This is a genomic window from Streptomyces sp. 3-6 (genome assembly GCF_056323165.1).
Map to the genome: position 1 here is coordinate 379,024 of NZ_JBWHZP010000001.1, position 25,128 is coordinate 404,151.

Below are 25,128 nucleotides of genomic sequence, written 5' to 3' on the forward strand. Positions count from 1 at the left end.
GGGCGGGCGAGGCGTATCCGGGTGCGGGCCCGTGCGGGCGTCAGCGCGTGGCCGGCAGGGCCAGCAGCTTGCCCATCGCCGCCAGGACGGAGGGCTCGACGCGGTAGTAGACCCAGGTGCCGCGTCGCTCGGAGGTGAGCAGGCCGGCCTCCTTGAGCTTCTTCAGGTGGTGGGAGACGGTGGGCTGGGAGACGCCGACGTCGGAGATGTCGCACACGCACGCCTCCCCGTCCTCGTGGGAGGCCACGGCCGAGAAGAGGCGCAGGCGGACCGGGTCACCCAGCGCCTTGAACATCCGCGCGGCCGTCTCGGCCTCCTCGGCGGTCATCGGGCGCTCGGTCAGGGGCGGGCAGCACGGCGCCACCTGACCGTCGGCGGGCTCGAGCAGCGGCAGCACCTTCGCATTCGACATGCATCTATGTTGACACATGTCGAACCAGTCGGGGTTCGGTGCAGTACGTCACCGGCGGCCGAGGCGGGCGGCCAGGTGCCGGGCGACGCGCGCCGCGTCCCGGCCGACACCGCGCAGCGAGTTCGACGACAGGCTGCGCTGCCACTCCAGCCCGGCGAACGCCAGCCCCGGCACACCGGTGGCGAGGCCCGCCCGGTGCCGTGGGTTCCCTTCGGCGTCGAGGGCGCCGTCGAGGCCGGCGAGGTAGGGCAGGTCGGGACGGTAGCCCGTGGCCAGCACGATCACGTCGACCTCCTCCCGCGGCCCGTCCGCCCAGACGAGCTCGGCCCCGCGCGCACCGGTGAACAGGGGGCGCCGGTCGGGCCGGCCTGCGGCCAGGGCGGCCCGGTAGCGGCCGTCGTCGATGACCGGCTGCGCCGGCGGGCGCGCGAGGAACCGGCCGAGGGGAGCGGTGTCCAGGCCGGTACGGGTCGTCCAGAAGTGCAGGTCGCGGCCGAGGACGCGCTGGGCGGCGAACGTCACGGGCCCGCGGGTGGCGAGGATGACGCGTGCGGTCTCGGCGAGCTCGACGGCGATCTGCACGGCGGAGTTCCCGGCTCCGACCACGACCACCCGGCGGCCGGAGAAGGGGGCCGGGCGGCGGTAGTCGGCGGCGTGCAGCACCTGCCCGGTGAACTCCTGAAGGCCCGGCAGCGCGGGCCGGTGCGGGTGACCGAACGTCCCGGAGGCCGCCACGACGGCCCGCGCGGACAGCCGGCCGCCGCCCTCCGGTTCCACCGCGAAGCCGTCGCCGGCGCGGCGGACCGCGGTGACGCGGCAGCCGGTGCGGATCTCGGCGTCCAGGCGGCCGGCGTAGGCGGTGAGGTAGGCGACGACCTCGTCGCGGCGCGGGTAGCGGTCGCGGTCGGCGCCGGGGAACGGCATCCCGGGCAGGGAGCTGTACCGGGCGGGCGAGAACAGCGTGAGGCTGTCGTAGTAGTGCGGCCACGACCCGGCCGCCCGGTCGGACGCCTCCAGCACCACCGGCCGCAGGCCGTACCGCAGCAGTGCGTGGGCGACCGCGAGGCCCGACTGGCCACCGCCGATCACGGCGACGTCGATGTGCTCCATCAGTGCATCCCCCGAATTCGATGAATGTCTATGTTGACGCTCATCAATACCGGTGTCATGCTGGACCGCGCAAGCCATCGACGGATGTCGAAACACGCCAGGAGTCGTCGTGAACGCGCCCACCGCCACCACCGAGCTGCCCGTCGTCGTGATCGGAGCCGGACCCGTCGGTCTGGCCGCCGCCGCCCACCTCATCGACCAGGGCATCGAACCCCTGGTCCTGGAAGCCGGGCGCACCACCGGCGCCGCGGTGCGCGAGTGGTCCCACGTGCGCCTGTTCTCCACCTGGGGCGAGATCGTCGACCCCGCCGCCGAGAAGCTCCTGGCCCCCACCGGCTGGATGCGCCCCGACCCGGCCGCCTACCCCTCCGGCGGCGACTGGGCCGACCTGTATCTGCGGCCTCTCGCCGACGCCCTCGGCGGGCGCGTCCGCACCGGTGCGCGCGTCACCGGCGTCTCCCGCGCCGGCCGGGACCGGATCGTCGACGCCGACCGCGCGGCCCAGCCGTTCGTCGTGCACCTCGCCCCCACCGACGGGCCCGAGGAGCGCCTCTTCGCCCGGGCCGTCATCGACGCCTCCGGCACCTGGGCCACGCCCTCCCCGGCCGGCGGCAGCGGACTGCCCGCGCTCGGCGAGAAGGCCGCCGCGGACCGGATCACCTACCGCGTCCCGGACCTGAGCGACCCCGCCGTCCGTGCCCGGTACGCGGGCCGGCGCACCGCCGTGATCGGCTCCGGCGCCTCCGCCTTCACCGCCCTCGCCCACCTGGCCGACCTCGCCACGTCCGACGACGGCGCGGGAACGAAGGCCGTGTGGATCCTGCGCCGCGGCATCTCCGGCTCCACCTTCGGCGGCGGCGAGGCCGACCAGCTTCCCGCGCGCGGCGCCCTGGGCCTGGCCGCGAAGGCCGCCGTCGACGCCGGCCACGCGGACGCGGTCACCGGCTTCCGTACCGAGGCGATCGAACGGGCGCACGGCGGCCGCCTGGTCCTGGCCGGCGAGGACGGCCGCCGTCTGGACCCGGTCGACGAAGTCATCGTCCTGACCGGGTTCCGCCCCGACCTGTCCTTCCTGAACGAGCTGCGCCTCGGTCTCGACGAGCGCCTGCAGGCACCCCTCGCCCTGGCTCCGCTGATCGACCCCAACCAGCACTCCTGCGGCACCGTCTACCCGCACGGCCACCGCGAGCTGTCCCACCCCGAGCAGGGCGTGTATCTCGTCGGGATGAAGTCCTACGGCCGCGCCCCGACGTTCCTGGCGATGACCGGCTACGAGCAGGTCCGTTCCGTGGCCGCGGCGATCGCCGGCGACCTGGAAGCGGCCGACCGCGTGGAACTGACCCTGCCCGAGACCGGAGTCTGCGGCGGCGCCGGGCTGTTCGACACTCCCGACGCCGCCGAGGGCGACGGTGGTGGGTGCTGCGCGCCGGCGCCGCGACGCGTCCGGCTCGGTGTTCCCGCCGCGGCCGGGGAGGCGGCTACCGAGGAGACTCCGGCGGGCGGCTGCTGCGGCTCGTGAGCCGCACGGTGCGTGACGGGGCGCTCAGCACCGGATGCTTCCCCGTCACGGGCCGGCAGTGAGGCGGACGAGCCTGAGTGAGCGGCCTGTCACCTCACGGTGCGGTCCACCCGGCCGGAGTGGTTGTCCGGGTGCGGCCTACTTCTTGGCGGAAGGGGGCCGCGAGGGAACTGGTTCCGTCACCGCAGACCGTCGACGAACGCCTGCCAGGCGCCGGCCCTGACGGTGACGACCGGCCCGGCCGGGTTCTTGCTGTCCCGGACGGGGACGGTGCCCGTGGGGCAGGCGGGGGCTGCCTCGACGCAGTCGCCGCCGGTGTTGCCGCTGTACGAGGAGGTGCGCCAGGCCGCGCCGTCGGCGACGGTGCACTCCACGCAGTCACCGCCGGTGCTGCCGCTGTAGCTGGACTTACGCCACTGGATGTTCCTCGAGCCGGGAGCGGTCTCCATAGCGGTCCTCCATCACGCCGATCATCAGTTCCGCCGAATCCTCTACGGAGAGCGCGGCGGCCTGCAAGCGAGCGTAACGGAGTGCAGCTTCCTTGATGGTGTCGGAATTGGCCGTCATATGGCCGGAGATGAGGTCCTCTGTGTAGATGACGTCTGGGTCGTCGTCGAACCGCAAAAGGTTGAATGCCCCGTCAAGGCTGGCGTGTTCACCCGCCTTGTTCGGCAACACCTGCACATGGAGCCATCGATGACTGGTGAAGTTCAACAGGTGGGCCAGTTGGCGTCGCATGACACCGGGGCCACCGATCGGCCGGTGCAGCACCGCCTCATCCAGGATCACCCAGACCAACGGCGGCTGTTCTCGTTCCAGTATCCGCTGGCGCTCTACCCGGGCGGTCACCAGACCTTCCAGGTCATCCGGCGTTCCGGTGGCGAGTACCGCCCGCGCGTACTCCTCCGTCTGCAACAGCCCGTAGACCACCTGTGCCTGGTACGTGGAGATGTACGCCGCCTTCGCCTCCATCTCCGCGTACGGCTGGAACCATGTGGGCAGTTGGCTGCGCAGGACCAGGCCGATCAGGCGGGAGAACAGGCCGTCCGTGCCGAGGGCCGCGTCCACGCGTTCGGAGAAGTCGCGGGTGGGGACCTTCTTGGTGGTCTCGATCTGGCCGATCAGTGAGCCCGTGCAGAAGATGATCTCGCCGAGCTGACCCTGTTTGAGGCCGTGGGCCTCGCGCTGGCGGCGCAACTCCCAGCCGTAGTAGTCCAGCGGGGAGGCGGTGGGGTCGAGCGACTGGATGTTGACCACGGCGGCACCTCGGTTCAACGCCTCGCGGCGTTCGTTTCGTTCCGTAGTAGAGCGTAAGCACTGAGTTGCAGCATCGTGGTGTGAATCAGGCAATTGGCCCGCAGGCGGCGGGCGTTCCCAGCACGTATCGCGCCGAGTTCGTCGTGGGCGAGCACTCGGCCCGGCATCTGCGCCGCATCCTGCGGCTGTATCTCGTCGGCTCGGGGCTGGCCGAGGTGGCCGACGCCGCCGAGCTGGCGCTCACGGAGCTGGTGGCCAATGTGGTGCGGCACGTGCCCGGCCGGTGCTGCCGGATCTGCTTTCTGCTGCTGCCCGGTGGGGTGCGGGTGGAGGTCGCCGACGGCTGTGCGGGGCTGCCGGTGACGGGTGCGGGGGACGGGCTGGGTGAGGGCGGGCGCGGGATGGTGATCGTCGACGCGGTGACGGACCGATGGGGGATCGATGTCCTGCCCGACGGTCACGGCAAGACGGTGTGGTTCGAGTGCGGGTGACCCGGGAGGCGGGGGCCCCATCGGTCCGTCACCGCGTCGCGGCACGCACAGCGCTGGAGGCGAGCCTGCGGCAGCTGAGAAGCGATCGAGCGGACCTGTCGGGGCCCACGCTCCCGATCACGTCACTCCTGTCGGAGGGACCAAGCGGTGTCTTCCGCAGGTGTGCGCCCCCGTCACCCGCGCTTCCGGTCGCCGCACACCGCCCGGTCCAGCAGGCGGATCGTGGTCTCCGCCTGCTGGAGGAAGCGCTTCTCGTCACCGAAGCGCGTGGTGAAGACGGCGGCCGCGGCCGACACCCGGCCGTCGGGCGTGACGGCGGTCTCGGAGGCGGTGCCGAAGGAGGTGCCGCCGTGGTACCAGATCCCGGCCCGGCAGCCCTCGGCCGGGCGCCAGGCGAGGCCGAGCCCGTAGCGGGACCTGCCGTCGGTGGTGTAGTCGGGCGCCGGGACGGTGGTGCGCATCTGCTTCATCTGCTCCGGCGGCAGCAGCCGACCGTCCATCAGGGCGCGCAGGAAGGTGTTCATGTCGCGGGTGGTGCTGATGATGCCGCCGTCCGCGCCGCCGCCCACGGCCAGCGTGGTGTCGGTGAGGTCGTCCCGGCCGGGGAACTGCGTGTACCCGGCGGCCGTCGGCATCGGCACGTACGGCGAGGTGCCCGGTATCAGCGTGCGGCGCAGCCCCAGCGGCTCGATGATCCGGTCGTGCACCTCCTGCGCCCAGGGGTTGCCCGTGGCCTTCTCGATGACCATCCCGAGCAGCACGTAGTTGGTGTTGGAGTACGCCCACCGCGTCTCGGCGCCCGGATCGTCCGCGTCCGGCAGCCAGCCGGGAGCGCGCCCCATCGCCACGGCGACCTGCTCCTCGGGGGTCTGTGAGCGGAACCGCTGGGCGTGGAAGCGCTCGGGCGTCAGCTCCGCCGGGTCCTCGAAGATGATGTCCGTGTAATTGGCCAGGCCGCTGGTGTGCTGGAGCAGGTTGCGCAGGGTGATACGGCTGCCGTCGTTGCCGTTGCCGGCGACCACCCCGGGCAGCCACTGCTCGACGGTGTCGTCCAGGCTCAACGTGCCCTCGCCGACGAGCTGGAGCGCGGTCACGGCCGTGAAGGTCTTGGTGTCGCTGCCGATGCGGTAGTAGGCGTCGAAGGGCACCCGACCCCCCTCCTTCAGGTCGGCGGTGCCGGACCGGGCCCGCGTCTCGCGCCCGGCCGCGTCACGGACGCGCACCGTCAGCCCGGTGGCTCCCGTGTCGCGTACCGCGTTCGCGTCCCGCTGCAGCCGCGACCGCGCGTCCCGGTCGGCGCCCAGGGCTTCGGCCGTGGTGCCCGGCCCGAGAAGCGATGCGGTTCCGATGGCGGCGACCCCGGCCACGGCCAGCCCCGCACGCCACCGTCCGGACCGGCCCCACCGTGCACTCTTCGTGATGTCCATGCCCGGAACGCTACGGAGGGCCGGCGCCGCGGACCATCCGGCTGGCGGCCCCTTCGGGGGTGGGGCTGGCCCCCCACCGCCCGGCGGCCACGACCCCCTCCTCTGCCGCACGCCCCCGCTGATCGAGCCGGTGACCCGACGGCCCGTCACCGGACAGGCCTCCGCCCCGGCAGGGTGATGCCTGCCGGGGCGGAGTGGGTGGTGCGGGGTGTCAGAAGGTCAGGCCCCAGCTGTTGATGTAGCCGGTGTCGCCGGAGTAGCTGTCGGTGACCCGGAGCTTCCAGGTGCCGTTGGCGGTCTCCGAGGAGGCGTTGACGGTGTAGGTGGTGTTGATGTTGTCCGTGGAGCCGCCGGTGCCGGCCGACTTGAGGGTGTAGACCGAGCCGTCGGGGGCGACCAGCTGGACGGTCAGGTCACCGATGTAGGTGTGGACGATGTTGACCGGCACCTTCAGGGCCGACGGGGCGTTGCCCGAGACGCCGGTGACGGTGATCGGGGACTCGACGGTGGACCGGTCGTTGATCCGGTAGTCCGTGGAGTTGGTGAAGGTCTTGCCGGGGGGCGGGGTGGTGCCGCCGTTGCCGCCGACGTGGAGCAGGCGGTTGGGCGAGCCCGTGCCCGGGTTGCCGACGGCGCCGGAGACGGAGCCGGAGATCAGCGCGGAGGACACCTGGGCCGGGGTGGCCGAGGGGTTGTCCGCCAGGTAGAGGGCGGCGGCGCCCGCGACGTGCGGGGTGGCCATCGAGGTGCCGGAGATGGAGTTGGTCGCGCTGTCGCCGGTGTGCCAGGCGGAGGTGATGGAGGAGCCCGGGGCGAAGATGTCCAGGTTGGAGCCGTAGTTGGAGTAGCTCGCCCGGGCGTCGGTGCTGGTGGTGGCGCCGACGGTGATCGCCTCGGAGACCCGGGCCGGGGAACCGGTGGCCGTGGTCGACTCGTTGCCCGCGGCGACGGCGAAGGTGACGCCGGCGGCGATGGCGTTGCGGACGGCGTTGTCGAGGCTGGTGCTGGCACCGCCGCCGAGCGACATGTTGGCCACGGCCGGCAGGACCGCGTTGTTGGCGACCCAGTCGACGCCCGCGATCACGCCGGCGGTGGTGCCGGAGCCGTTGTTGTCGAGGACGCGGACGCCGACGATGCTGGCCTTCTTGGCGACGCCGTGGGCGTTGCCCGCCACCGTGCCGGCGACGTGGGTGCCGTGGCCGTTGCCGTCCTGGGCGACGTTGTCGCCGTCCACGGCGTCGTAGCCGTTGCGGGCCCGGCCGCCGAAGTCGCTGTGGGAGATGCGCACACCGGTGTCGATGATGTACGCGGTGACGCCCTGGCCGGCCGTGTCGTCGTAGGTGTAGGAACCGCTCAGCGGCAGCGCCGTCTGGTCGATGCGGTCCAGGCCCCAGGACGGCGGGTTGGTCTGCGTCGCCTGGATGGTGAACGTGCGGTTCTGCTCGACCAGGGCGACCGACGGGTCGGCGGCGAGGCGGGCGGCCTCGGCCTCGGACGCCTCGACGGTGTAGCCGTTGAGGGCCTCGCGGAAGGTGTGGTCGACCTCGGCGCCGTGCTTCTTCGCGACGCCCTTGCCGCGGGCGGAGTCCGCGTCGGTGCCGGGCTTCAGCGTGACGATGTAGCTGTCCTCGACCGCGTTCGGGGCGTCCGCGTAGGCGATCGGGCCGGTCGCGGGCTCGGCGGCGTGCGCGGGCAGGGCGGTGAGCAGACCGCCGGCCAGGGCGACCGCGGCGACGGATCCCATGCCTGCGATCGATCTGCGCCGGGCGTTTCGCTTCGCTGCCATCGGGGTTCCTCCTCGGAGGGTGGGGAGTGTGGGGGAGGTGCGCCCGCGGGGGACGCACGTGGCGGACGCCCGCCCGGATGCCCGGACGGGCGTTAGTCAGGTACATGCCAAACACGGACGCTTCGCCCGTGATCACGTGTGCCTGTCGCCAGGCGAAAGATTGATCGGTCTACGCGGATTGCACAAGAGGTGGACGGCAGCGTTAACACCGGTGTCACGCAAGGGAACTGACGCACAACGCACATTGCCGCTGACACAAGGTCACCAAACGGTACAGGTGTGCCGGCTAAACGAGATCACTGTCACAGGGTGGACGTGGAACCGCTTCCCCGCATGTCACGTCCCCTTCGCACCGGTCCGTTCCACGGAGCCCCATCTGCCCAGCCCACCGCCGTGCGGACCACCCGGAGGGCCCGGCGGGGGAGGGGACGGGCTGCCGCTCGACCTCCCCCGCCGGGCACCGCTTCACCGTCCCCAGCCGGGCACCGTCTCACCGTCCCCGGCCGGGCGCCGCGTCACGGTCCCCGGCCGGGCACCGTCTCACGCCTCGCCGCGACGCCGCACCGACCAGCAGCCGGGCACCGGTTCCCACCGGTACTTGTCGTCGCCGAGGCCCCTCAGACGTACCTGCGCCATCTCCCTGGCCTGGTCGAACTGCTCCAGCAGCAGCTCCAGCCGGCCCGTTCGCGTGCCCCCGGTCGCCATGGGGCGGCCCCCTCCGCGTCGCGTGGAGCCGGAACCCAGCGCCCACCGAGGGGCGCACGCGACCGGATTCTCCCGGTGGCCGCCGGGCCGCGCCGCCTCAGCCGCGCGCCTCCGCCAGGACGGCGTCGGTGAACGGCGGCCACGCCTCGACCGCCCACGGGCCGAAGGCGAGGTCGGCCAGGGCCGCGCAGGCCAGGCCCGCGTCGGGGTCGATCCACAGGAACGTGCCGGACTGGCCGAAGTGGCCGAACGTGCGGGGCGAGGACGCGGAGCCGGTCCAGTGCGGGGACTTGCCGTCGCGGATCTCGAAGCCGAGGCCCCAGTCGTTGGGGTTCTGGTGGCCGTAGCCCGGCAGGACGCCCTTGGTGCCCGGGTACTGCACGGTCATCGCCGCTGCCACGGTGCGCGGGTCCAGCAGGCGCGGCGCCTGCACCTCGGCGGCGAACCGCAGCAGGTCGTCCACGGTGGACACGCCGTCCTTGGCGGGCGAACCCTCCAGCGAGGTGTCCGTCATGCCCAGCGGCTCCAGCACCGCCTGCCGCAGGTACTCGGCGAACGGGATGTCGGTCGCCTTCTCGACGTGGTCCCCGAGCTGCTCGAACCCGGCGTTGGAGTACAGCCGCCGCTCCCCGGGGGCGGAGGTCACCCGGTGCTCGTCGAAGGCCAGGCCCGAGGTGTGGGCCAGCAGGTGGCGGACCGTGGAACCGTCCGGGCCGGCCGGCTCGTCCAGCTCGATCGCGCCCTCCTCGTACGCCACGAGCACCGCGTACGCCGCGAGCGGCTTGGTCACCGAGGCCAGCGGGAAACGGTGGCCGACGGGCCCGTACGTGCCCAGCACGGTGCCGTCCGCGCGGACGACACCCGCCGCGGCGGTGGGTACCGGCCAGTTCTCGATCAGCGTGAGGCTCTTCAGCGACATGCCATCGAGCCTAAGCGCTCACTGCACCGGTTCCGGCAAGGGGTCGGGCCCTCGCGTCGGTCATCACCTGACGCGGACGGGGACGCGGACGTGGACGGGGACGCGGACGCAGGCAGGCGTGGACGCAGGCGCGGGCGCAGCGCCTCCCGCGGGTCCTCGGGCAGGGCACGGCGCACGACCGCCGTACCGGGCACCGTGGCGGCGGGTCGGCGTGCCGCCCCACCGGTCCGTGCCCGGCCGCCCCCGCCGCGCGTGCTTGCCGGGAGCCCACGGCGACGTTCTAGCGTGGAGGCATGACGGTGACGGAAACCACGGGCACCAGGACCGAGACGGGTACCAGGACCGACGCGGGGACGACGGCCGGCACGGGCACCACGACCGAGGCGGCTGTGACGACCGGAGCGGGGACGACGACCGACACGGCTGTGACGACCGACACGCGGGCGACGACCGGCACGGCTACGACGACCGGCACGGCTACGACGACCGACGCGGCTACGACGACTGACGCGGCTACGACGACCGACCCGGGCACCACGACCGACGCGGACACCACGACCGACCTCTGCGCGGGGCCGCCTCCCGACGACCGGCGGCCGGACGGCGCGGACCACTACACGATCAGCGAGGTCGTCGCCCTCACCGGGCTCAGCGCGCACACCCTGCGCTGGTACGAGCGGATCGGGCTGATGCCGCACGTCGACCGCTCGCAGACCGGCCGGCGCCGCTACAGCAACCGCGACCTCGACTGGCTCGGCCTGGTCGGCACGCTGCGGCTGACCGGGATGCCGGTGGCCGACATGGTGCGCTACGCGGAACTGGTGCGCGCCGGCGACCGCACCTACCCGGAGCGCCTCGACCTGCTGGTGGCGACCCGGGAGAACGTGCGCACCCGGATCGCCGAGCTCCGGGGCGCGCTGGCCCTGCTCGACCGGAAGATCGACTTCTACACGGACGCCGGCGGCGCCCCGACGCCGCCACCACCACCGACACCGGAACCGACACCGGAACCGGCACCGACAGCGTCACCACCGACAGCGGCGACGGTACCGGTGCAGAAGGAGAGCTGAGGGCGGACGGCCCGCAGGAGCCGGACGGACGACAGGGAGCGGCCCACCCGGGCCCTCCCTGGGAGAGCCACCCGCCCGGGCGCTCCCGGCGAGGTCCCCGGCCAGGGTGCCCCGGCGGGCGCCCCGGCCGGGGGCCCCGCTACAACTGCGCCAGCAACTCCGCCTTCTTGGACGAGAACTCCTCGTCCGTCACCAGTCCCGCCTGGTGCAGTTCCCCGAGGTGACGGATCCGCTCGGCGATGTCCGCCGGGTCGCGGCGGCGCGGGACCGCCGCCACCGCGGGCACCGGCTCGCTGGTGCGGGCCGCCGCCAGGACCGCCGCCGCGAACGGCAGCGACTCGTGCACCGGTCCGTACCCGAGGCCGAACAGGACGGCCGCGGGGTCCTGGTCGGCCTGCGTCGGCGCTTCCCGGCCGTCCCGCGGCAGCAGCCGCAGGTAGCCGTCGAAGGCCTCCGGCGAGCGCCACTCCACGCCCGCCAACTCGCCCACCGGGAAGCGCTGGTCACCGGCCTTCCACTTGGCGGTGGAGGCGCCCGTCCAGAACCAGCGGAAGGACACGGCGGTGCCGTCGAAGGTCGCCCGGCCGTCGTAGGCCTTGAACCGGAGCGGGGCCGGGGGTGCCGCGACCAGATGGTGGTCGGCCGGTCCCGACTCGGTGATCCGGCCGGACAGTTCGTCCGCGTAGTACTCGGCGAGCGTCTCCCGCTCCGCGGGCAGGACCAGCCGGTAGGGGTCGCTGTGCTCCTTCAACTGCCCGGCGGCGGCCTCCATCAGCGGGTCCGCGCCGAGCCGCGGCTGGATGCGCAGCACCACCGTGCCGCGCCGGCCGGGCGTCAGCGTGACCCCGGCGATCGCCTCGAACGGAACGCGCCGTGAGCCGAGTGCCTGAAACAACTTCGGTGTGCGAAGGCCCCTTTCGTAGCGGATGAGCACGGAGTCGGACTCGAACTCCCAGGCGGCATGAAATCCGGCCAGTACGTCACCCATGCGGCTCATCGTATGCGGCACGAGCATCTTCGTCCCCTCCCCTCGTCCAGGGCAGTTTCTCCGCTTCTACGCGCGTCCGGAAGTGTCCGTACCGGACAAACCCCTCCGACACGTGTCGTCTTCGTGTGCGCAGTCCACCGCGCGGTACGCGCCAACACCGATCTCGGCGAAATTGCGCAGACTGTCCGTGCCCGGCACGAAGTACCCGCTGTGCCCCTTCGCCCGGTGCGCGGACAGCACGCGGGCGCCGAACCCGGCGGACACCGGATCGGTGCCGTGGCCCAGCCCGCCGACCTCCAGGTACGGCACGTCCTGCACCCAGTCGTCGGCGTCCCGCATCGCCCACACCCGCGCCGAGGTGCGCAGGTCGTCGGCCCGGTCCGCCCGCATGCCGGGGCTGCCGGCCACCGCGATGTCGGCCACCCGGCGGGGGAGCGCGTCCGCGGCCAGTCCGCACACCACCGAGCCGTAGCTGTGGCAGAACAGCGAGACGGGGGCCGTGCCGGGCAGGCCGCGCAGCAGCGCGTTCAGCCGCAGCGCGCCGCTCTCCGCGCGCATCGCCGTGGCGGCGTCCATGCCGAGGCCGCGCGGGGCGGTGTAGTCGGCCCAGGCGATCACGGCGGTGCGGGTGCCGGGGTCCGCCTCGCGCTCGGCCGCGTACAGGGCCCGCGCCATGCCGACGGGCGCCGTGTGGGCACGGCGGGTGCGCTGGAAGGTGAGCAGGTCGGTGTCGACGCCCGGGACGACGACGGAGATCCGGTCGGCGCGGCGCAGGCTGCCGAAGACCTCGGCCACCCGGCCGGAACCGGCGGGGTCGAGGGCGAGGATGTGCCGCCCCGGGCGCAGCAGCGCGTCGATGCGGTTCAGCCGCCGGGCCGCCTGCCGCTGCCCGGCCGCGGTGAGGTCCTGGTCGTGCACGCGCTCCCGTTCGACCTGGCGCGCCTGCCGCAGGGCGATCCGGTTGGCGCGGTACCGCAGTTCGACGGGTGCCCCGTTCATGTTGCCGACCGCGAGCGGGTAGCGGTGGGCGAGCAGCGCGCGCTGGGCGTCGCCGAGGCCGGCGAAGAAGCGGGCCAGCCGGGCCGGCCCGGACCGGGGGTCCGGCAGCCGCTGTCCGGCGAGGCGGCCGTGGGTCCACGCGTCGAGCGAGGCCTGGAGCGGGGCGGCCTCCCGCTGGCTGCGTATGGCCGTCCAGCCGGTGGTCGCCAGCATGACGAAGACGACGGCGAGCGCGAGCAGTGCCCGCCAGGCGTTCAGGTGCGGGGAGGTGTCGAAGGAAGTCACTGAAAGGACACACTAGGAGAACGAGAGGGTCTCGCGTCGGCCAAGTGACCGGTATCACGTTTCGGCGTGCCGGTAGGGGAAGGGGGCGCGGATCAGCCCGTGCGCCAGGTCCCCGCGAGGTCCGGTCCCAGCCGTTCCAGGTACCGGCCGGTGAGGTCCCGCAGGGCGTCGGCGGTCGGCTCGTCCCCGGCGGACCAGAGCCGTTCGGCGACCCGGATGCCGCCCGCCACGGCGGCGACCAGCAGCCGCGGCCGGGGGTCGTCGTCCACGTCGAGCCCCTCCCGTTCGGCGACGACGCGGGCCAGCTCCTCCTCCAGTTCGGCGGACCGCCGCAGATGGGCGGCGAGCAGCGCGGGCGTCGACTCGATGACCCGGTGGACCCGGATGTGCAGCTCCACGGGGACGATCTGCTCCACGGCCTCGGTGATGCCGTCCCAGCTGCCCAGCACGGCCCGGCGCAGCGCCTCCAGCGGCGGCTCGTCCGCGGGGCGGGCCCGGACCGCCTCGACGATCCGCGCCTCCGCGAGCCGCTGCACGTGGAAGGCGGCGTCCTCCTTGCCGGCGAAGTAGCGGAAGAAGGTGCGCTGGGAGACGCCGACGGCGTCGGCGATGTCGTCGACGGTGGTGCCCTCGAAGCCCTGGGAGGCGAACAGCTCCAGGGAGGCCCGGACCAGCGCGTCGCGGGTGCGCCGCTTCTTCAGCTCCCGCAGGCCGGGCCGCGGCGCCCCGGTGACCATGCCCCCGACCGGTTCCATGGCTCCCTCTCGACGCCTTCCGAACGCTTCCCGCAGCTCAGGCTATACGCGGGTGACGCCTCGGCGACCGCATGGCGAAATGGTGTGGCAACTGTCAGTGGCTGACATTAGTTTTTGTCCTATGACTGGTCGGATCACCATCGACAAGAGCGCGGGGGACGGCGGCCCGGCCGCACCCCGGGCGGCGGAACGCGGCACCGGACTGCGGGGCCACCCCTGGCTCACCCTGGTGACCGTGGCCGTCGGCGTCATGATGGTGGCCCTGGACGGCACCATCGTGGCGATCGCCAACCCGGCCATCGCCCAGGACCTCGGCGCCACCTGGTCCGACCTCCAGTGGATCACCAACGCCTACTTCCTCGCCCTCGCGGTCTCGCTGATCACCGCGGGCAAACTGGGCGACCGCTTCGGCCACCGGCAGACGTTCCTCATCGGCGTGGCCGGCTTCGCCGCCGCCTCGGCCGCCATCGGCCTGTCCCGGGGCATCACCATGGTGATCGTCTTCCGGGTGTTCCAGGGCCTGTTCGGCGCGCTGCTGATGCCGGCCGCGCTCGGCCTGCTGCGGGCCACCTTCCCCGCCGAGCGGCTCAACATGGCCATCGGCATCTGGGGCATGGTCATCGGCGCCTCCACCGCGGGCGGCCCCATCCTCGGCGGCGTCCTCGTGGAGCACGTCAACTGGGAGTCGGTGTTCTTCATCAACGTGCCGGTCGGCGTCCTCGCCGTCGCCCTCGGCGCGTGGATCCTGCTCGACCACCGGGCGGAGAACGCCCCGCGCTCCTTCGACATCCCCGGCATCGTCCTGCTGTCCGCGGCGATGTTCTGCCTCGTCTGGGCCCTGATCAAGGCCCCCGAGTGGGGCTGGGGCGGCCTGTGGACGTGGCTGTTCATCGGCGCCGCGGTCGCCCTCTTCATCGGCTTCGCCGGCTGGGAGACCCAGGTCCGCGAGCCGCTGATCCCGCCGGCCCTCTTCCGGTCGGTCCCGCTGTCCGCGGGTGTGGTGCTGATGGTCCTGATGGCCATCGCCTTCATGGGCGGCCTGTTCTTCGTCACCTTCTACCTGCAGAACGTGCACGGCATGAGCCCGATCGACGCCGGCCTGCACCTGCTGCCGCTCACCGGCATGATGATCGTCGGCTCGCCGCTCGCCGGTGTGCTGATCACCAAGGCCGGCCCGCGCATCCCGCTGGCCGGCGGGATGGCGCTCACCGCGCTCGCCATGTACGGCATGTCGACCCTGGAGACGGACACCGGCAGCGGCGTGATGTCGCTCTGGTTCGCGGTGCTGGGCCTCGGCCTGGCCCCCGTCATGGTCGGCGCCACCGAAGTCATCGTGGGCAACGCCCCGATGGAGCTGTCCGGGGTGGCCGGCGGCCTCCAGCAGTCCGCGATGCAGATCGGCGGCAGCCTCGGCACGGCCGTGCTGGGCGCGGTCATGGCCTCCAAGGTCGACAACGACCTGCCGGGCAACTGGCAGGACGCCGGGCTCCCGCCGCTCGGTCCCGAACAGGCCGAAGCGACCGCGGAGGCCGTCCAGTTCGGCATCGCGCCGGTCACCCCGGACCTGCCGCCCGAGGTGGCCGGGACGATCACCGAGGTCGCGCACCACACCTTCATGTCCGGCATGCACCTCGCCTCCCTCACGGCCGCCGCGGTCGCAGCGGTGGCGATCGCGGTCGCGTTCCTCACCAAGCGCGGTGCGAACGCCGAGGCCGGTGCGGGCGTCGGCCACATCTGACGGTGTGGGGGGCCGGGTTCGCTCGTCAGGGTGAACGAAGGCGGTGATCCCTCCCGCTCGGGAGCACCGCAGGTCACAGTGGGTCAAGTCCTCCGCAGTAATTGGAGGGCGCCCGGCTGCTGCGCGCTGCTGGAGGGGGGCAGCGCGCAGGCAGCGGGACACCGGCCGTGCGCGCCGGGGGAATTCACGCCGGAAGCGGGGGTACCCGCCATGTCGACGAACCCTCAAGGGAGTTGATGATGGCGAGCTTCGGACACGGAACGCGCAGGCACCCCCGCACACGTGGCCGGACGGGGTCACGATGGGGGTCCCCCCGAGCGAGTCGGTTCGAGGTTGGGGGAGGGCCGGATCGCGCGACGCTCGGGATCATCGGACTCGTCTGCGCGGTCGCCGGCTTCTTCGTACTGGGGATCATCCTCGGCCCGGTCGCGATCGTCTGCGGATGGCTGGCCATGGGCCGCAGCTGGGCGGGCCCCCGCCCGGTGCCGGCCCTGGTCGCCGTGGTCCTGGGTGCCATCGACACGCTCCTCGCCGTGATCGCTCTGGCGGGGGCGACGACGATGGGGTACGGCATGTTCTGACCCGTCGTCGGCACCGGCGGAAGGCCGGCAACGGGCCCCGGCACGCGACTCTCGCCGGGGCCCGTTGCTGTGCTCACGGCCACGGACGACGGGAACGGACCGGAGCACCGGGGGCGCGGGCCGGGAGGCGGAGTCCCGACCCGAGCCGGCACGGTCGGCCCGGCACGGCACCGACCGGCACCGAGAGCCCCGGACAACCACGCCCAGCGACACCGAGAGCCCCGAACAGCCGCGCCGCCGGCACCGGAAGCCCCGGACACCACACGCCCACCGGAACCCGCCCACCCCCTCCCGCCCCCACGGGTCGGCCGGCTCCCGGCGCCCGCACAGCGCGGAGCCCCGGCGGTCTCCCGCCGGGGCTCCCTCAGCGGCGGGCCGTGGCGCCCGCCCGCAACGCCCTGCGCGTCGCTGCCCCGAACGCCCTACGCGTCGCCGCCCGCCACCCCCGGGTCGGCCGCCGTGACGTCCAGCAGCTGGTACCGGTCGATCGCCTGCTTCAGCACGGACCGGTCCAGGTGCCCCTCACGGACCAGCTCGGTCAGCACCGCCACCACGATCGACTGGGCGTCGATGTGGAAGAACCGGCGGGCCGCACCGCGGGTGTCGGCGAAACCGAAGCCGTCGGCGCCCAGCGACTGGTACGTGCCCGGCACCCAGCGGGCGATCTGGTCCGGCACCGAGCGCATCCAGTCGGAGACCGCCACGACCGGCCCCCGCGCCGAGGCCAGCTTGCGCGTCACGTACGGGGTGCGCTGCTCCTCCTCGGGGTGCAGCAGGTTGTGCCGCTCGCAGTCCACCGCCTCGCGGCGCAGCTCGTTCCAGGACGTGGCCGACCAGACGTCCGCCTTGACGTCCCACTCCTCGGCGAGGATCTTCTGCGCCTCGACGGCCCACGGCACGGCGACACCGGAGGCGAGGATCTGCGCGGGCAGCGAGCCGCCGCGGCCCTCGCCGAACAGGTAGAGCCCCTTGACGATGCCCTCGGCGTCCACGTTCTCCGGCTCGGCCGGGTGCTGGATCGGCTCGTTGTAGACGGTCAGGTAGTAGAAGACGTCCTCGCCGTGCGGGTGCTGCTCGTCCCCGCCGTACATCCGGCGCAGGCCGTCCTTCACGATGTGCGCGATCTCGTACCCGAAGGCCGGGTCGTAGGCCACGCACGCCGGGTTGGTCGAGGCCAGCAGCTGGGAGTGGCCGTCCGCGTGCTGGAGTCCCTCACCGGTCAGGGTGGTGCGGCCGGCGGTCGCGCCCAGCACGAAGCCGCGGGACAGCTGGTCGGCCATCTGCCAGAACTGGTCGCCGGTGCGCTGGAAGCCGAACATCGAGTAGAAGACGTACACCGGGATGAGCGGCTCGCCGTGCGTGGCGTAGGCCGAGCCGGCCGCGATCAGGGAGGCCGTGCAGCCGGCCTCGGAGATGCCGTCGTGCAGCATCTGCCCGTTCGGCGCCTCCTTGTAGGCGAGCAGCAGCTCCCGGTCCACGGCCTCGTACTGCTGGCCCAGCGGGTTGTAGATCTTGGCGCTCGGGAAGAAGGAGTCCATGCCGAAGGTGCGGTACTCGTCCGGCGCGATCAGCACGAACCGCCTGCCGATCTCCTTGTCCCGCATGAGGTCCTTCAGGAGCCGCACGAAGGCCATGGTCGTGGCGATGGACTGCTGGCCCGAGCCCTTCTTGACCGTCGCGTAGGTCTTGTCGTCGGGCAGCGTCAGCGGCTTGGCGCGCACCACCCGGGTCGGCACGTAGCCGCCGCAGTTCCGGCGCCGGTCGTGCATGTACTGGATCTCCTCGGAGTCCCGGCCCGGGTGGTAGTAGGGCGGCAGGCCGGACTCCAGGTCCTTGTCGGCGATCGGCAGGTGCAGCCGGTCCCGGAAGCGCTTGAGGTCGTCGACCGTCAGCTTCTTCATCTGGTGGGTGGCGTTGCGGCCCTCGAAGTTCGGGCCGAGCGTCCAGCCCTTGACGGTCTTGGCCAGGATCACCGTGGGCTGGCCCTTGTGCTCCTTGGCCGCCTGGTAGGCCGCGAAGATCTTGCGGTGGTCGTGGCCGCCGCGCCCCAGGTGCAGGATCTGGTCGTCGGTCATGTTCTCGACCATGGCGCGCAGCCGGTGGTCGTCACCGAAGAAGTGGTCGCGGATGTAGGCGCCGGACTCGGTGGCGTAGGTCTGGAACTGGCCGTCCGGCGTGGTGTTCATGCGGTTCACCAGCACGCCGTCCCGGTCCTGCGCGAGCAGCGGGTCCCACGAGCGGTCCCAGACCAGCTTGATCACGTTCCACCCGGCGCCCCGGAAGACCGACTCCAGCTCCTGGATGATCTTGCCGTTGCCGCGCACCGGGCCGTCGAGGCGCTGGAGGTTGCAGTTGACCACGAAGGTCAGGTTGTCCAGGCCCTCCCGGGCCGCGATGGACAGCTGCCCCAGCGACTCCGGCTCGTCCATCTCGCCGTCGCCGAGGAACGCCCACACGTGCGACTTCGAGGTGTCCGCGATGCCGCGCGCGTGCATGTAGCGGTTCATCCGGGCCTGGTAGATCGCGCCGATCGCGCCGAGCCCCATCGAGACGGTGGGGAACTCCCAGAAGTCCGGCATCGACCGCGGGTGCGGGTACGACGACAGCGCGTACGGGGCCTTCGACTTCTCCTGGCGGAACCCGTCGAGGTGCTGCTCGGTCAGCCGGTCCAGCAGGTAGGCGCGGGCGTAGATGCCGGGGGAGGCGTGGCCCTGGAAGAAGACCTGGTCGCCGCCGTCGCCCTCGTCCTTGCCGCGGAAGAAGTGGTTGAAGCCCACGTCGTACAGCGACGCCGAGGACGCGAACGTGGCGATGTGGCCGCCCACCCCGATCCCGGGCCGCTGGGCGCGCGAGACCATCACCGCGGCGTTCCACCGGGTCGCGTTGAGGATCTTGCGCTCGATCTCCTCGTTGCCGGGGAAGAACGGCTCCGCCCGGGTGGGGATCGTGTTCACGTAGTCCGTGCTGCGCATCTCCGGCACGGCCACGCGCTTCTCACGGGCGCGCTCGATCAGCCGCAGCATCAGATAGCGGGCCCGCTCCCGGCCGCGCGCGTCGACGGCGGCGTCGAGGGAGTCGAGCCACTCCTGGGTCTCCTCCGGGTCGAAGTCCGGGACCTGACTCGGAAGGCCGCCAATGATGATCGGATTGCGATCGGATGCGGAAGCCACGCTGATCCTTACCTGTCGAGGGCCGTGAGGGACGGCCGGGTGGGTTGCAGCCGGGTCTGCGCCGCTCCCATGGTCCACCCGAGGGGCGCAAACGTCATCTCTACCGAGAGGTAACCCGGCTGTGCGGCCACGGCGGGACCCGGGAGGGGGTCTCGTCCGGGTCGCCTACCCACGGACGGTTCCCAAATGCCCAAACGGGGCACAAGGGTGTGGTGTACCTCACGAGCGGCCGGAACGGAGTGGATCGGTTGGGGTGAACAGGCCCGGATCGTCACCGTTTCGGCGGTCTCGGCGGCCGGGTACTTGCGCGATCCGTCCCGCCCGTGTGGACTACGGCCAATGCTTCGCGCACGCGCGTGGCTGAGTTATTCCCAATCCATGATCAGGAGGCAACCCGTGAGCGCGACCGCGGACCACGCGGAGGAGCGGACGAACCCTGCCGCCAGGCTGGGGTTCCAGCCCGGGCAGGTGGTCCAGGAGATCGGCTACGACGACGACGTCGACCAGGAGCTCCGCGAGGCCATTGAAGGCGTCATCGAGACCGATCTGGTCGATGAGGACTACGACGACGTGGCTGACGCCGTTGTGCTGTGGTTCCGCGACGACGACGGCGACCTGACGGATGCGCTGGTGGATGCCGGCACGTACATCGAAGAGGGCGGCGCGATCCTGCTCCTCACGCCGAAGACCGGACGCTCGGGCTACGTCGAGCCGAGCGACATCTCGGAGGCCGCCACCACGGCGGGCCTGACGGCGTCGAAGAGCGTCAGCGTCGGCAAGGACTGGAGCGGCAGCCGCCTGGCGACGCCCAAGGCCGCCAAGTCCCGGCGGTAGTCCCGCCGCGACGCACCGTCCCGGACGGGCTGACCCCGGTCAGCCCGTCCGTCGGCCTGTCGTACCCCTTGCGTAGGGTGGGTACCGGAAGCGGCACCGACCCCGCGGAAGGGACGACAGCGGCCATGGCGATCAGGCCCGGCGACGAGGCCCCCGAATTCGAGCTCAGGGACAACCACGGCCGGACGGTGCGGCTGTCCGGCTTCCGGGGCCGGAGCAACGTCCTGCTCGTCTTCTACCCCTTCGCCTTCACCGGTGTGTGCACCGGAGAACTCTCCGAGCTGCGGGAGAACCTCCCGCGCCTGACCGAGCGCGACACCCAGCTGCTCGCCGTCTCCAACGACTCCGTCCCCACGCTGCGCGTCTTCGCCGAGCAGGAGGGCCTGGAGTACCCGCTGCTCTCCGACTTCTGGCCGCACGGCGCGGTCTCGCGCGCCTACGGCGTCTTCGACGAGGCCAAGGGCTGCGCGGTGCGCGGCAGCTTCGTCATCGACAAGGAGGGCGTCGTGCGCTGGACCGTGGTCAACGAGCTGCCCGACGCCCGTGACCCGAACGAGTACGTCATGGCGCTCGACACCCTGTAAGGGTTGCTCCGCGGGGAATGCGAGCCCCGGGAACCCGTCACTAGGATCGACTCGTTGATCCGACAGCCAACGCACCAAGGGGCACCCGCCCCCGGACACCAAGGGAGGACTCGTGGGAGTCAGCCTCAGCAAGGGCGGCAACGTATCGCTGAGCAAGGAGGCCCCGGGCCTCACCGCCATCGTCGTCGGACTGGGGTGGGACGTCCGTACCACGACCGGCACCGACTTCGACCTCGACGCCAGCGCCCTGCTGCTGAACAGCGCGGGCAAGGTCGGCAGCGACGCCAACTTCGTCTTCTTCAACAACCTCAAGAGCCCGGACGGCTCCGTCGAGCACACCGGTGACAACCTCACCGGTGAGGGCGAGGGCGACGACGAGCAGATCAAGGTCAACCTCGCCGCCGTGCCCGCCGAGATCGAGAAGATCGTCTTCCCGGTCTCCATCTACGACGCCGAGAACCGCCAGCAGTCCTTCGGCCAGGTGCGCAACGCGTTCATCCGCGTCGTCAACCAGGCCGGCGGCGCCGAGATCGCCCGGTACGACCTGTCGGAGGACGCCTCCACCGAGACCGCCATGGTCTTCGGCGAGCTGTACCGGCACGGCGCGGAGTGGAAGTTCCGGGCCATCGGCCAGGGCTACGCCTCCGGCCTGCGCGGCATCGCGCAGGACTTCGGTGTGAACGTCTGAGCAGCACCGAGCGCAACGCTCACCGTCCCGGGCGGGCCCGCCCGGGACCGGCCGTGTCGAACGGCCGTACCGTCCGGCGCCGCACGGTTTACGTGTGGCGCCGGACGCGCAGGACCACCTGAGACACAGAACCCGGGGAGGGACCAGCATCATGGGCGTCACACTCGCCAAGGGAGGAAACGTCTCCCTGTCCAAGGCCGCACCCAACCTCACGCAGGTCATGGTCGGCCTCGGCTGGGACGCGCGCTCCACCACCGGCGCCCCCTTCGACCTGGACGCCAGTGCGCTGGTCTGCAGCGACGGCCGGGTCATGGGGGACGAATGGTTCGTCTTCTACAACCAGCTCAAGAGCCCCGACGGGTCCGTCGAGCACACCGGTGACAACCTGACCGGTGAGGGCGACGGCGACGACGAGTCGCTGCTGGTCGACCTCTCCAAGGTGCCGGTCCGGTGCGACAAGATCGTCTTCCCGGTCTCCATCCACCTGGCCGACGAGCGCGGTCAGACGTTCGGGCAGGTCAGCAACGCGTTCATCCGCGTGGTCAACCAGGCCGACGGGCAGGAACTGGCCCGCTACGACCTCAGCGAGGACGCCTCCACCGAAACGGCGATGATCTTCGGTGAGCTGTACCGCTACCAGGGCGAGTGGAAGTTCCGGGCGGTCGGCCAGGGGTACGCGTCGGGCCTGCGCGGCATCGCTCTAGACTTCGGCGTCAACGTTTCGTAAAGCCGACTCACGGCGGCGGGGGAGCCCGTTCGCAACACAATGGGGTAGCCAGTGGTTCTGAAAACCTTCGGCTGGTCGTTCGCGGTGACCGCGGGCGGCCTGGTCGCAGCATTCCTCTTCGGGGGGTGGACCGCCTTCGGAATCGTGGCGATCCTCTCGATCCTCGAGATCTCGCTGTCCTTCGACAACGCGGTGGTCAACGCCGGAATCCTGAAGAAGATGAATGCCTTCTGGCAGAAGATCTTCCTCACGATCGGCATCCTGATCGCCGTCTTCGGCATGCGGCTGGTCTTCCCCGTCGTCATCGTCGCGGTCAGCGCCCAGATGGGCCCGATCGAAGCGGTCGACCTCGCGCTCAGCGACAAGGACCGCTACCAGATGCTCGTCACCGACGCGCACCCGGCGATCGCCGCCTTCGGTGGCATGTTCCTGCTCATGATCTTCCTCGACTTCATCTTCGAGGACCGGGAGATCAAGTGGCTGGCGTGGCTGGAGCGCCCGCTGGCCAAGCTCGGCAAGATCGACATGCTGTCGGTCTGCATCGCGCTGATCATCCTGCTCGTCTCCGCCATGACCTTCGCCGCCAACGCCCACCAGCACGGCGGCACCCATGTCGACAAGGCCGAGACGGTGATGCTCTCCGGCATCGCCGGCCTCATCACCTACATGATCGTCGGCGGACTCTCCGGCTTCTTCGAGGACAAGCTCGAAGAGGAGGAGGAACGCGAGCACGAGGAGGAGGAGAAGGCCGTACGCCAGGGCAAGCCCCGCTTGGCGGTCGCCCTCGCCGGCAAGGCCGCGTTCTTCATGTTCCTCTACCTCGAGGTGCTGGACGCGTCCTTCTCCTTCGACGGTGTGATCGGCGCCTTCGCCATCACCAACGACATCGTCCTGATGGCCCTCGGCCTCGGCATCGGCGCCATGTACGTCCGGTCCCTGACCGTCTACCTGGTCCGCCAGGGCACCCTGGACGACTACGTCTACCTGGAGCACGGCGCGCACTACGCCATCGGCGCCCTCGCGCTGATCCTCCTGGTCACCATCCAGTACGAGATCCACGAGATCATCACCGGTCTCATCGGCGTGGTGCTGATCGGCTGGTCCTTCTGGTCGTCCGTGCGCCGCAACAAGCGGCTCGCGGCAGCCGAGGGGGACGCCGGACAGAAGACGGAGGTGTCCTCCGGGGTGTGACGGCACCCCCCAGGAGGGAACGCTCTGGACGGGGCGGCGGGCCGAGGACCAGTTCCTCGCGGCCGGCCGCCCCGTCGGCCGTCCGGGGCCCTCGGGGCACCGGGGCGGCCTTTCCGGGCGGGGATTCGAGGCACACGAGGACATGGGGCGGGACGGGCATGGGCTTCCTGGACGGACTGTGGCGAGGACGCGGGACGGACTTCGACTCGGGCAACGTGGCCACCAACGCCATCGAACTGACCAAACGGCACGGCCAGGTCTCCCTCACCAAGCAGGGGGCGGCCACCGGCCATCTGCGCATCAACCTGAGCTGGCGCATGCGGACGTCCGACTTCGGCGGCCCCCAGCGGGAGAGCCTGCTGCGCCACCCGCTCAAGGCGCTCAAGCCGCCGGAGGTCGTCGCGCACAGCCAGAGCATGGTCAACGTCGACCTGGACCTGGGCTGCCTGTACGAACTGCAGGACGGCACCAAGGGCGTGGTCCAGCCGCTGGGCGGCTACCTCGGTGAGGTCAACGCCCCGCCGTACGTCAAGCTCAGCGGCGACGACCGGTTCGGCTCGGCGTCCGGCGAGACGATGTACATCAACCTCGACCAGCGCGAGAACATCAAGCGCCTGCTGGTCTTCGCGTACATCTATGACCAGACGCCCGCCTTCGACCGCACCCAGGCCATGGTCACCCTCTATCCCAGCAACGGCCCCCGGATCGAGATCGGCCTGGACGAACGCCAGCCGCAGGCCCGCTCCTGCGCGATCGTGATGATCGAGAACGTCAAGGACGAGATCATCGTCCGCCGCGAGGTGCGGTTCGTCTACGGCTTCCAGGCGGAACTGGACCGGCTGTACGGGTGGGGGCTGCAGTGGGGGCGGGGCTTCAAGACGAAGGTCGACCGCTGAGCGGACGGGCGTGCGCCGGGCCGTCCGGGGGCGCCGGGCGGTCCGCGGGCGCCTACCGTCCGATGAACTGCGGTCCCTGCGGCGGCAGCCGGAAGTCCGGGTCGGGGCCCGAGCCGGCCGGGGGGAAGGCGTGGGCGGCGGGGGCCGCGGCGGCGGGCTGCTGGGGGTAGCCGTAGGCGGGCTGCGCCGCCGGGTGCGGGTAGCCGTAGGCCGGCTGGGCAGGGGCCGGGTGGGCGGGCGCCGGGGGCTGCTGCGGCGGATAGCCGTACGCGGGCTGCGCGGGCACCCCGGCCGGCTGCTCCGGCGGAAGCGGGCCGGAGACCTCGGGCGCGGCCGGGACGTGCGGCTGCGTCGGCGCCTCGGGGTGCACCCGGGCCGGGGCGGGCGCCGGTGCCGGGTCACCCGCCGCGGGCTCCTCGGCTGCGGCCTCCGACTCGTCCACCGAGATGCCGAAGTCGGTGGCCAGGCCCTTCAGCCCGTTCGAGTAGCCCTCGCCGAGCGCCCGGAACTTCCAGCCCTCGCCGCGCCGGTACAGCTCGCCGCAGATCAGCGCGGTCTCCTGGCCGGTCTCCGGCTTGATGTCGAAGTACGCGAGCGGCTCCGCGTCCGGGGTCTGGGCGTCGTACAGCAGGATGCGCAGGTCGCGGACCCGGTCGAAGGTGACGCCGTCCGCCGAGGCGACCAGCAGGACCCGTCCGACGCCGGGCTCGGTGCCGGCGAGGTCTGTCTGGATCGTGTCGGTCAGGCCGTCCGCGTCGCGCTTCTTGCCGAGCCGCCACACGGTGCCCGAGGGGTGCCGCGGCTGGTTGTAGAAGACGAAGTCCTCGTCGGAACGCACACGGTCGTCGGCACCCAGCAGCAACGCCGAGGCGTCCACGTCGGGTACCCCCTGCCCGGGCGACCAGCGCAGCACGGCGCGTACCGTGGTGGCTTCGAGAGGGACGTTCGACCCCTTCAGCATCGCGTGCGTCATGCCGTCATCCTGCCTGCTGCGTC

The 25,128-nt window shown here is 71.9% G+C and carries 23 protein-coding genes and 1 pseudogene; 11 read left to right on the plus strand and 13 right to left on the minus strand.

Features of this window, described 5'->3' with window-relative positions:
• Positions 1–40: 40 nt before the first annotated feature.
• The gene (locus AC02VZ_RS01545; RefSeq protein WP_432054345.1) at positions 41–412 is read right to left on the minus strand and encodes an ArsR/SmtB family transcription factor; all 372 of its coding nucleotides are present in this window, start codon (positions 410–412) and stop codon (positions 41–43) included.
• A 48-nt stretch (positions 413–460) separates the two neighbouring features.
• Positions 461–1,522, minus strand: a complete 1,062-nt coding sequence (locus tag AC02VZ_RS01550; RefSeq protein ID WP_432054344.1) for a flavin-containing monooxygenase — start codon at positions 1,520–1,522, stop codon at positions 461–463.
• Positions 1,523–1,631: 109 nt separating this feature from the next.
• Here AC02VZ_RS01550 and AC02VZ_RS01555 point away from each other — a divergent pair, with 109 nt between their 5' ends.
• Positions 1,632–3,041, plus strand: coding sequence for an NAD(P)-binding domain-containing protein (locus AC02VZ_RS01555; RefSeq protein ID WP_476474307.1), 1,410 nt, complete (start codon positions 1,632–1,634; stop codon positions 3,039–3,041).
• A 179-nt stretch (positions 3,042–3,220) separates the two neighbouring features.
• Here AC02VZ_RS01555 and AC02VZ_RS01560 read toward each other — a convergent pair whose 3' ends face one another.
• Both AC02VZ_RS01560 and AC02VZ_RS01565 read right to left on the minus strand, forming a co-directional pair.
• Positions 3,221–3,490 carry a DUF397 domain-containing protein gene (locus tag AC02VZ_RS01560; RefSeq protein ID WP_432054342.1) on the minus strand — a complete coding sequence of 90 codons (270 nt, stop codon included), beginning with the start codon at positions 3,488–3,490 and terminating at the stop codon, positions 3,221–3,223.
• The gene (locus AC02VZ_RS01565; RefSeq protein ID WP_432054341.1) at positions 3,450–4,298 is read right to left on the minus strand and encodes a helix-turn-helix domain-containing protein; all 849 of its coding nucleotides are present in this window, start codon (positions 4,296–4,298) and stop codon (positions 3,450–3,452) included. Before AC02VZ_RS01565 ends, AC02VZ_RS01560 begins: the two co-directional genes overlap by 41 nt.
• A gap of 80 nt (positions 4,299–4,378) precedes the next feature.
• Between AC02VZ_RS01565 and AC02VZ_RS01570 the strand changes: the two genes are divergently transcribed.
• Positions 4,379–4,789, plus strand: a complete 411-nt coding sequence (locus AC02VZ_RS01570; protein ID WP_432054340.1) for an ATP-binding protein — start codon at positions 4,379–4,381, stop codon at positions 4,787–4,789.
• Positions 4,790–4,962: 173 nt separating this feature from the next.
• On the opposite strand, the gene AC02VZ_RS01575 is transcribed toward AC02VZ_RS01570, so the two are convergent.
• The 4 genes and pseudogenes from AC02VZ_RS01575 to AC02VZ_RS01590 all read right to left on the minus strand — a co-directional run bounded on the left by AC02VZ_RS01575 (position 4,963) and on the right by AC02VZ_RS01590 (position 9,626).
• A complete protein-coding gene (locus AC02VZ_RS01575) occupies positions 4,963–6,216 on the minus strand; it encodes a serine hydrolase domain-containing protein (RefSeq protein ID WP_432054339.1) in 1,254 nt (417 codons plus the stop codon).
• 211 nt (positions 6,217–6,427) lie between these two features.
• A complete protein-coding gene (locus AC02VZ_RS01580; RefSeq protein WP_476474308.1) occupies positions 6,428–8,002 on the minus strand; it encodes a S8 family peptidase in 1,575 nt (524 codons plus the stop codon).
• A 543-nt stretch (positions 8,003–8,545) separates the two neighbouring features.
• Positions 8,546–8,707 (minus strand): annotated as a pseudogene (locus tag AC02VZ_RS01585) (DinB family protein); the annotation flags it as partial.
• Between the two features lie 97 nt (positions 8,708–8,804).
• A complete protein-coding gene (locus AC02VZ_RS01590) occupies positions 8,805–9,626 on the minus strand; it encodes a serine hydrolase domain-containing protein (RefSeq protein ID WP_476474309.1) in 822 nt (273 codons plus the stop codon).
• A gap of 425 nt (positions 9,627–10,051) precedes the next feature.
• Between AC02VZ_RS01590 and AC02VZ_RS01595 the strand changes: the two genes are divergently transcribed.
• Positions 10,052–10,696, plus strand: coding sequence for a MerR family transcriptional regulator (locus AC02VZ_RS01595; protein ID WP_476474533.1), 645 nt, complete (start codon positions 10,052–10,054; stop codon positions 10,694–10,696).
• Between the two features lie 139 nt (positions 10,697–10,835).
• On the opposite strand, the gene AC02VZ_RS01600 is transcribed toward AC02VZ_RS01595, so the two are convergent.
• The 3 genes from AC02VZ_RS01600 to AC02VZ_RS01610 form a co-directional block, all read right to left on the minus strand.
• Positions 10,836–11,684, minus strand: coding sequence for a DUF4429 domain-containing protein (locus AC02VZ_RS01600; RefSeq protein ID WP_432054336.1), 849 nt, complete (start codon positions 11,682–11,684; stop codon positions 10,836–10,838).
• Between the two features lie 66 nt (positions 11,685–11,750).
• Positions 11,751–12,968 (minus strand): alpha/beta hydrolase, encoded by a 1,218-nt coding sequence (locus AC02VZ_RS01605; protein WP_432054335.1) that lies wholly within the window; start codon positions 12,966–12,968, stop codon positions 11,751–11,753.
• A 92-nt stretch (positions 12,969–13,060) separates the two neighbouring features.
• Positions 13,061–13,723 (minus strand): TetR family transcriptional regulator, encoded by a 663-nt coding sequence (locus tag AC02VZ_RS01610; protein ID WP_432054334.1) that lies wholly within the window; start codon positions 13,721–13,723, stop codon positions 13,061–13,063.
• Positions 13,724–13,844: 121 nt separating this feature from the next.
• Here AC02VZ_RS01610 and AC02VZ_RS01615 point away from each other — a divergent pair, with 121 nt between their 5' ends.
• Positions 13,845–15,461 carry an MFS transporter gene (locus tag AC02VZ_RS01615; protein WP_432054333.1) on the plus strand — a complete coding sequence of 539 codons (1,617 nt, stop codon included), beginning with the start codon at positions 13,845–13,847 and terminating at the stop codon, positions 15,459–15,461.
• Positions 15,462–15,697: 236 nt separating this feature from the next.
• Positions 15,698–16,042 (plus strand): small hydrophobic protein, encoded by a 345-nt coding sequence (locus AC02VZ_RS01620; protein ID WP_432054332.1) that lies wholly within the window; start codon positions 15,698–15,700, stop codon positions 16,040–16,042.
• A 422-nt stretch (positions 16,043–16,464) separates the two neighbouring features.
• Here the strand turns inward: AC02VZ_RS01620 and aceE are convergent, their stop codons facing one another.
• Entirely contained in the window at positions 16,465–19,212 is a 2,748-nt protein-coding gene (aceE, locus tag AC02VZ_RS01625; RefSeq protein ID WP_432054331.1) for a pyruvate dehydrogenase (acetyl-transferring), homodimeric type, read from the minus strand.
• A gap of 396 nt (positions 19,213–19,608) precedes the next feature.
• On the opposite strand from aceE, the gene AC02VZ_RS01630 reads away from it, so the two are divergent.
• The 6 genes from AC02VZ_RS01630 (at position 19,609) to AC02VZ_RS01655 (ending at position 24,132) form a co-directional block, all read left to right on the plus strand.
• A complete protein-coding gene (locus AC02VZ_RS01630; RefSeq protein WP_362089276.1) occupies positions 19,609–20,046 on the plus strand; it encodes a DUF3052 domain-containing protein in 438 nt (145 codons plus the stop codon).
• Positions 20,047–20,171: 125 nt separating this feature from the next.
• Positions 20,172–20,630: a peroxiredoxin gene (locus AC02VZ_RS01635; protein WP_476474310.1), complete on the plus strand. Its 459-nt coding sequence runs from the start codon at positions 20,172–20,174 to the stop codon at positions 20,628–20,630.
• A 112-nt stretch (positions 20,631–20,742) separates the two neighbouring features.
• The gene (locus AC02VZ_RS01640) at positions 20,743–21,318 is read left to right on the plus strand and encodes a TerD family protein (RefSeq protein ID WP_432054329.1); all 576 of its coding nucleotides are present in this window, start codon (positions 20,743–20,745) and stop codon (positions 21,316–21,318) included.
• Positions 21,319–21,469: 151 nt separating this feature from the next.
• Positions 21,470–22,045, plus strand: a complete 576-nt coding sequence (locus AC02VZ_RS01645) for a TerD family protein (protein WP_432054328.1) — start codon at positions 21,470–21,472, stop codon at positions 22,043–22,045.
• 51 nt (positions 22,046–22,096) lie between these two features.
• A complete protein-coding gene (locus tag AC02VZ_RS01650) occupies positions 22,097–23,236 on the plus strand; it encodes a DUF475 domain-containing protein (RefSeq protein WP_432054327.1) in 1,140 nt (379 codons plus the stop codon).
• 158 nt (positions 23,237–23,394) lie between these two features.
• Positions 23,395–24,132, plus strand: coding sequence for a TerD family protein (locus AC02VZ_RS01655; protein WP_476474311.1), 738 nt, complete (start codon positions 23,395–23,397; stop codon positions 24,130–24,132).
• Positions 24,133–24,184: 52 nt separating this feature from the next.
• Here the strand turns inward: AC02VZ_RS01655 and AC02VZ_RS01660 are convergent, their stop codons facing one another.
• Positions 24,185–25,105 carry a TerD family protein gene (locus AC02VZ_RS01660; RefSeq protein WP_476474312.1) on the minus strand — a complete coding sequence of 307 codons (921 nt, stop codon included), beginning with the start codon at positions 25,103–25,105 and terminating at the stop codon, positions 24,185–24,187.
• Positions 25,106–25,128: the final 23 nt, after the last annotated feature.

Excerpts from the sequence above, each read along its gene's own strand:
- AC02VZ_RS01610 (WP_432054334.1), bottom strand. The coding sequence starts at position 13,723 with ATGGAACCGGTCGGGGGCATGGTCACCGGGGCGCCGCGGCCCGGCCTG.
- AC02VZ_RS01620 (WP_432054332.1), top strand. The coding sequence starts at position 15,698 with ATGATGGCGAGCTTCGGACACGGAACGCGCAGGCACCCCCGCACACGT.
- AC02VZ_RS01600 (WP_432054336.1), bottom strand. The coding sequence starts at position 11,684 with ATGGGTGACGTACTGGCCGGATTTCATGCCGCCTGGGAGTTCGAGTCC.
- AC02VZ_RS01655 (WP_476474311.1), top strand. The coding sequence starts at position 23,395 with ATGGGCTTCCTGGACGGACTGTGGCGAGGACGCGGGACGGACTTCGAC.
- AC02VZ_RS01560 (WP_432054342.1), bottom strand. The coding sequence starts at position 3,490 with ATGGAGACCGCTCCCGGCTCGAGGAACATCCAGTGGCGTAAGTCCAGC.
- AC02VZ_RS01575 (WP_432054339.1), bottom strand. The coding sequence starts at position 6,216 with ATGGACATCACGAAGAGTGCACGGTGGGGCCGGTCCGGACGGTGGCGT.
- AC02VZ_RS01645 (WP_432054328.1), top strand. The coding sequence starts at position 21,470 with ATGGGCGTCACACTCGCCAAGGGAGGAAACGTCTCCCTGTCCAAGGCC.
- AC02VZ_RS01550 (WP_432054344.1), bottom strand. The coding sequence starts at position 1,522 with ATGGAGCACATCGACGTCGCCGTGATCGGCGGTGGCCAGTCGGGCCTC.
- AC02VZ_RS01660 (WP_476474312.1), bottom strand. The coding sequence starts at position 25,105 with ATGACGCACGCGATGCTGAAGGGGTCGAACGTCCCTCTCGAAGCCACC.
- AC02VZ_RS01615 (WP_432054333.1), top strand. The coding sequence starts at position 13,845 with ATGACTGGTCGGATCACCATCGACAAGAGCGCGGGGGACGGCGGCCCG.
- AC02VZ_RS01545 (WP_432054345.1), bottom strand. The coding sequence starts at position 412 with ATGTCGAATGCGAAGGTGCTGCCGCTGCTCGAGCCCGCCGACGGTCAG.
- AC02VZ_RS01580 (WP_476474308.1), bottom strand. The coding sequence starts at position 8,002 with ATGGCAGCGAAGCGAAACGCCCGGCGCAGATCGATCGCAGGCATGGGA.
- AC02VZ_RS01590 (WP_476474309.1), bottom strand. The coding sequence starts at position 9,626 with ATGTCGCTGAAGAGCCTCACGCTGATCGAGAACTGGCCGGTACCCACC.
- AC02VZ_RS01635 (WP_476474310.1), top strand. The coding sequence starts at position 20,172 with ATGGCGATCAGGCCCGGCGACGAGGCCCCCGAATTCGAGCTCAGGGAC.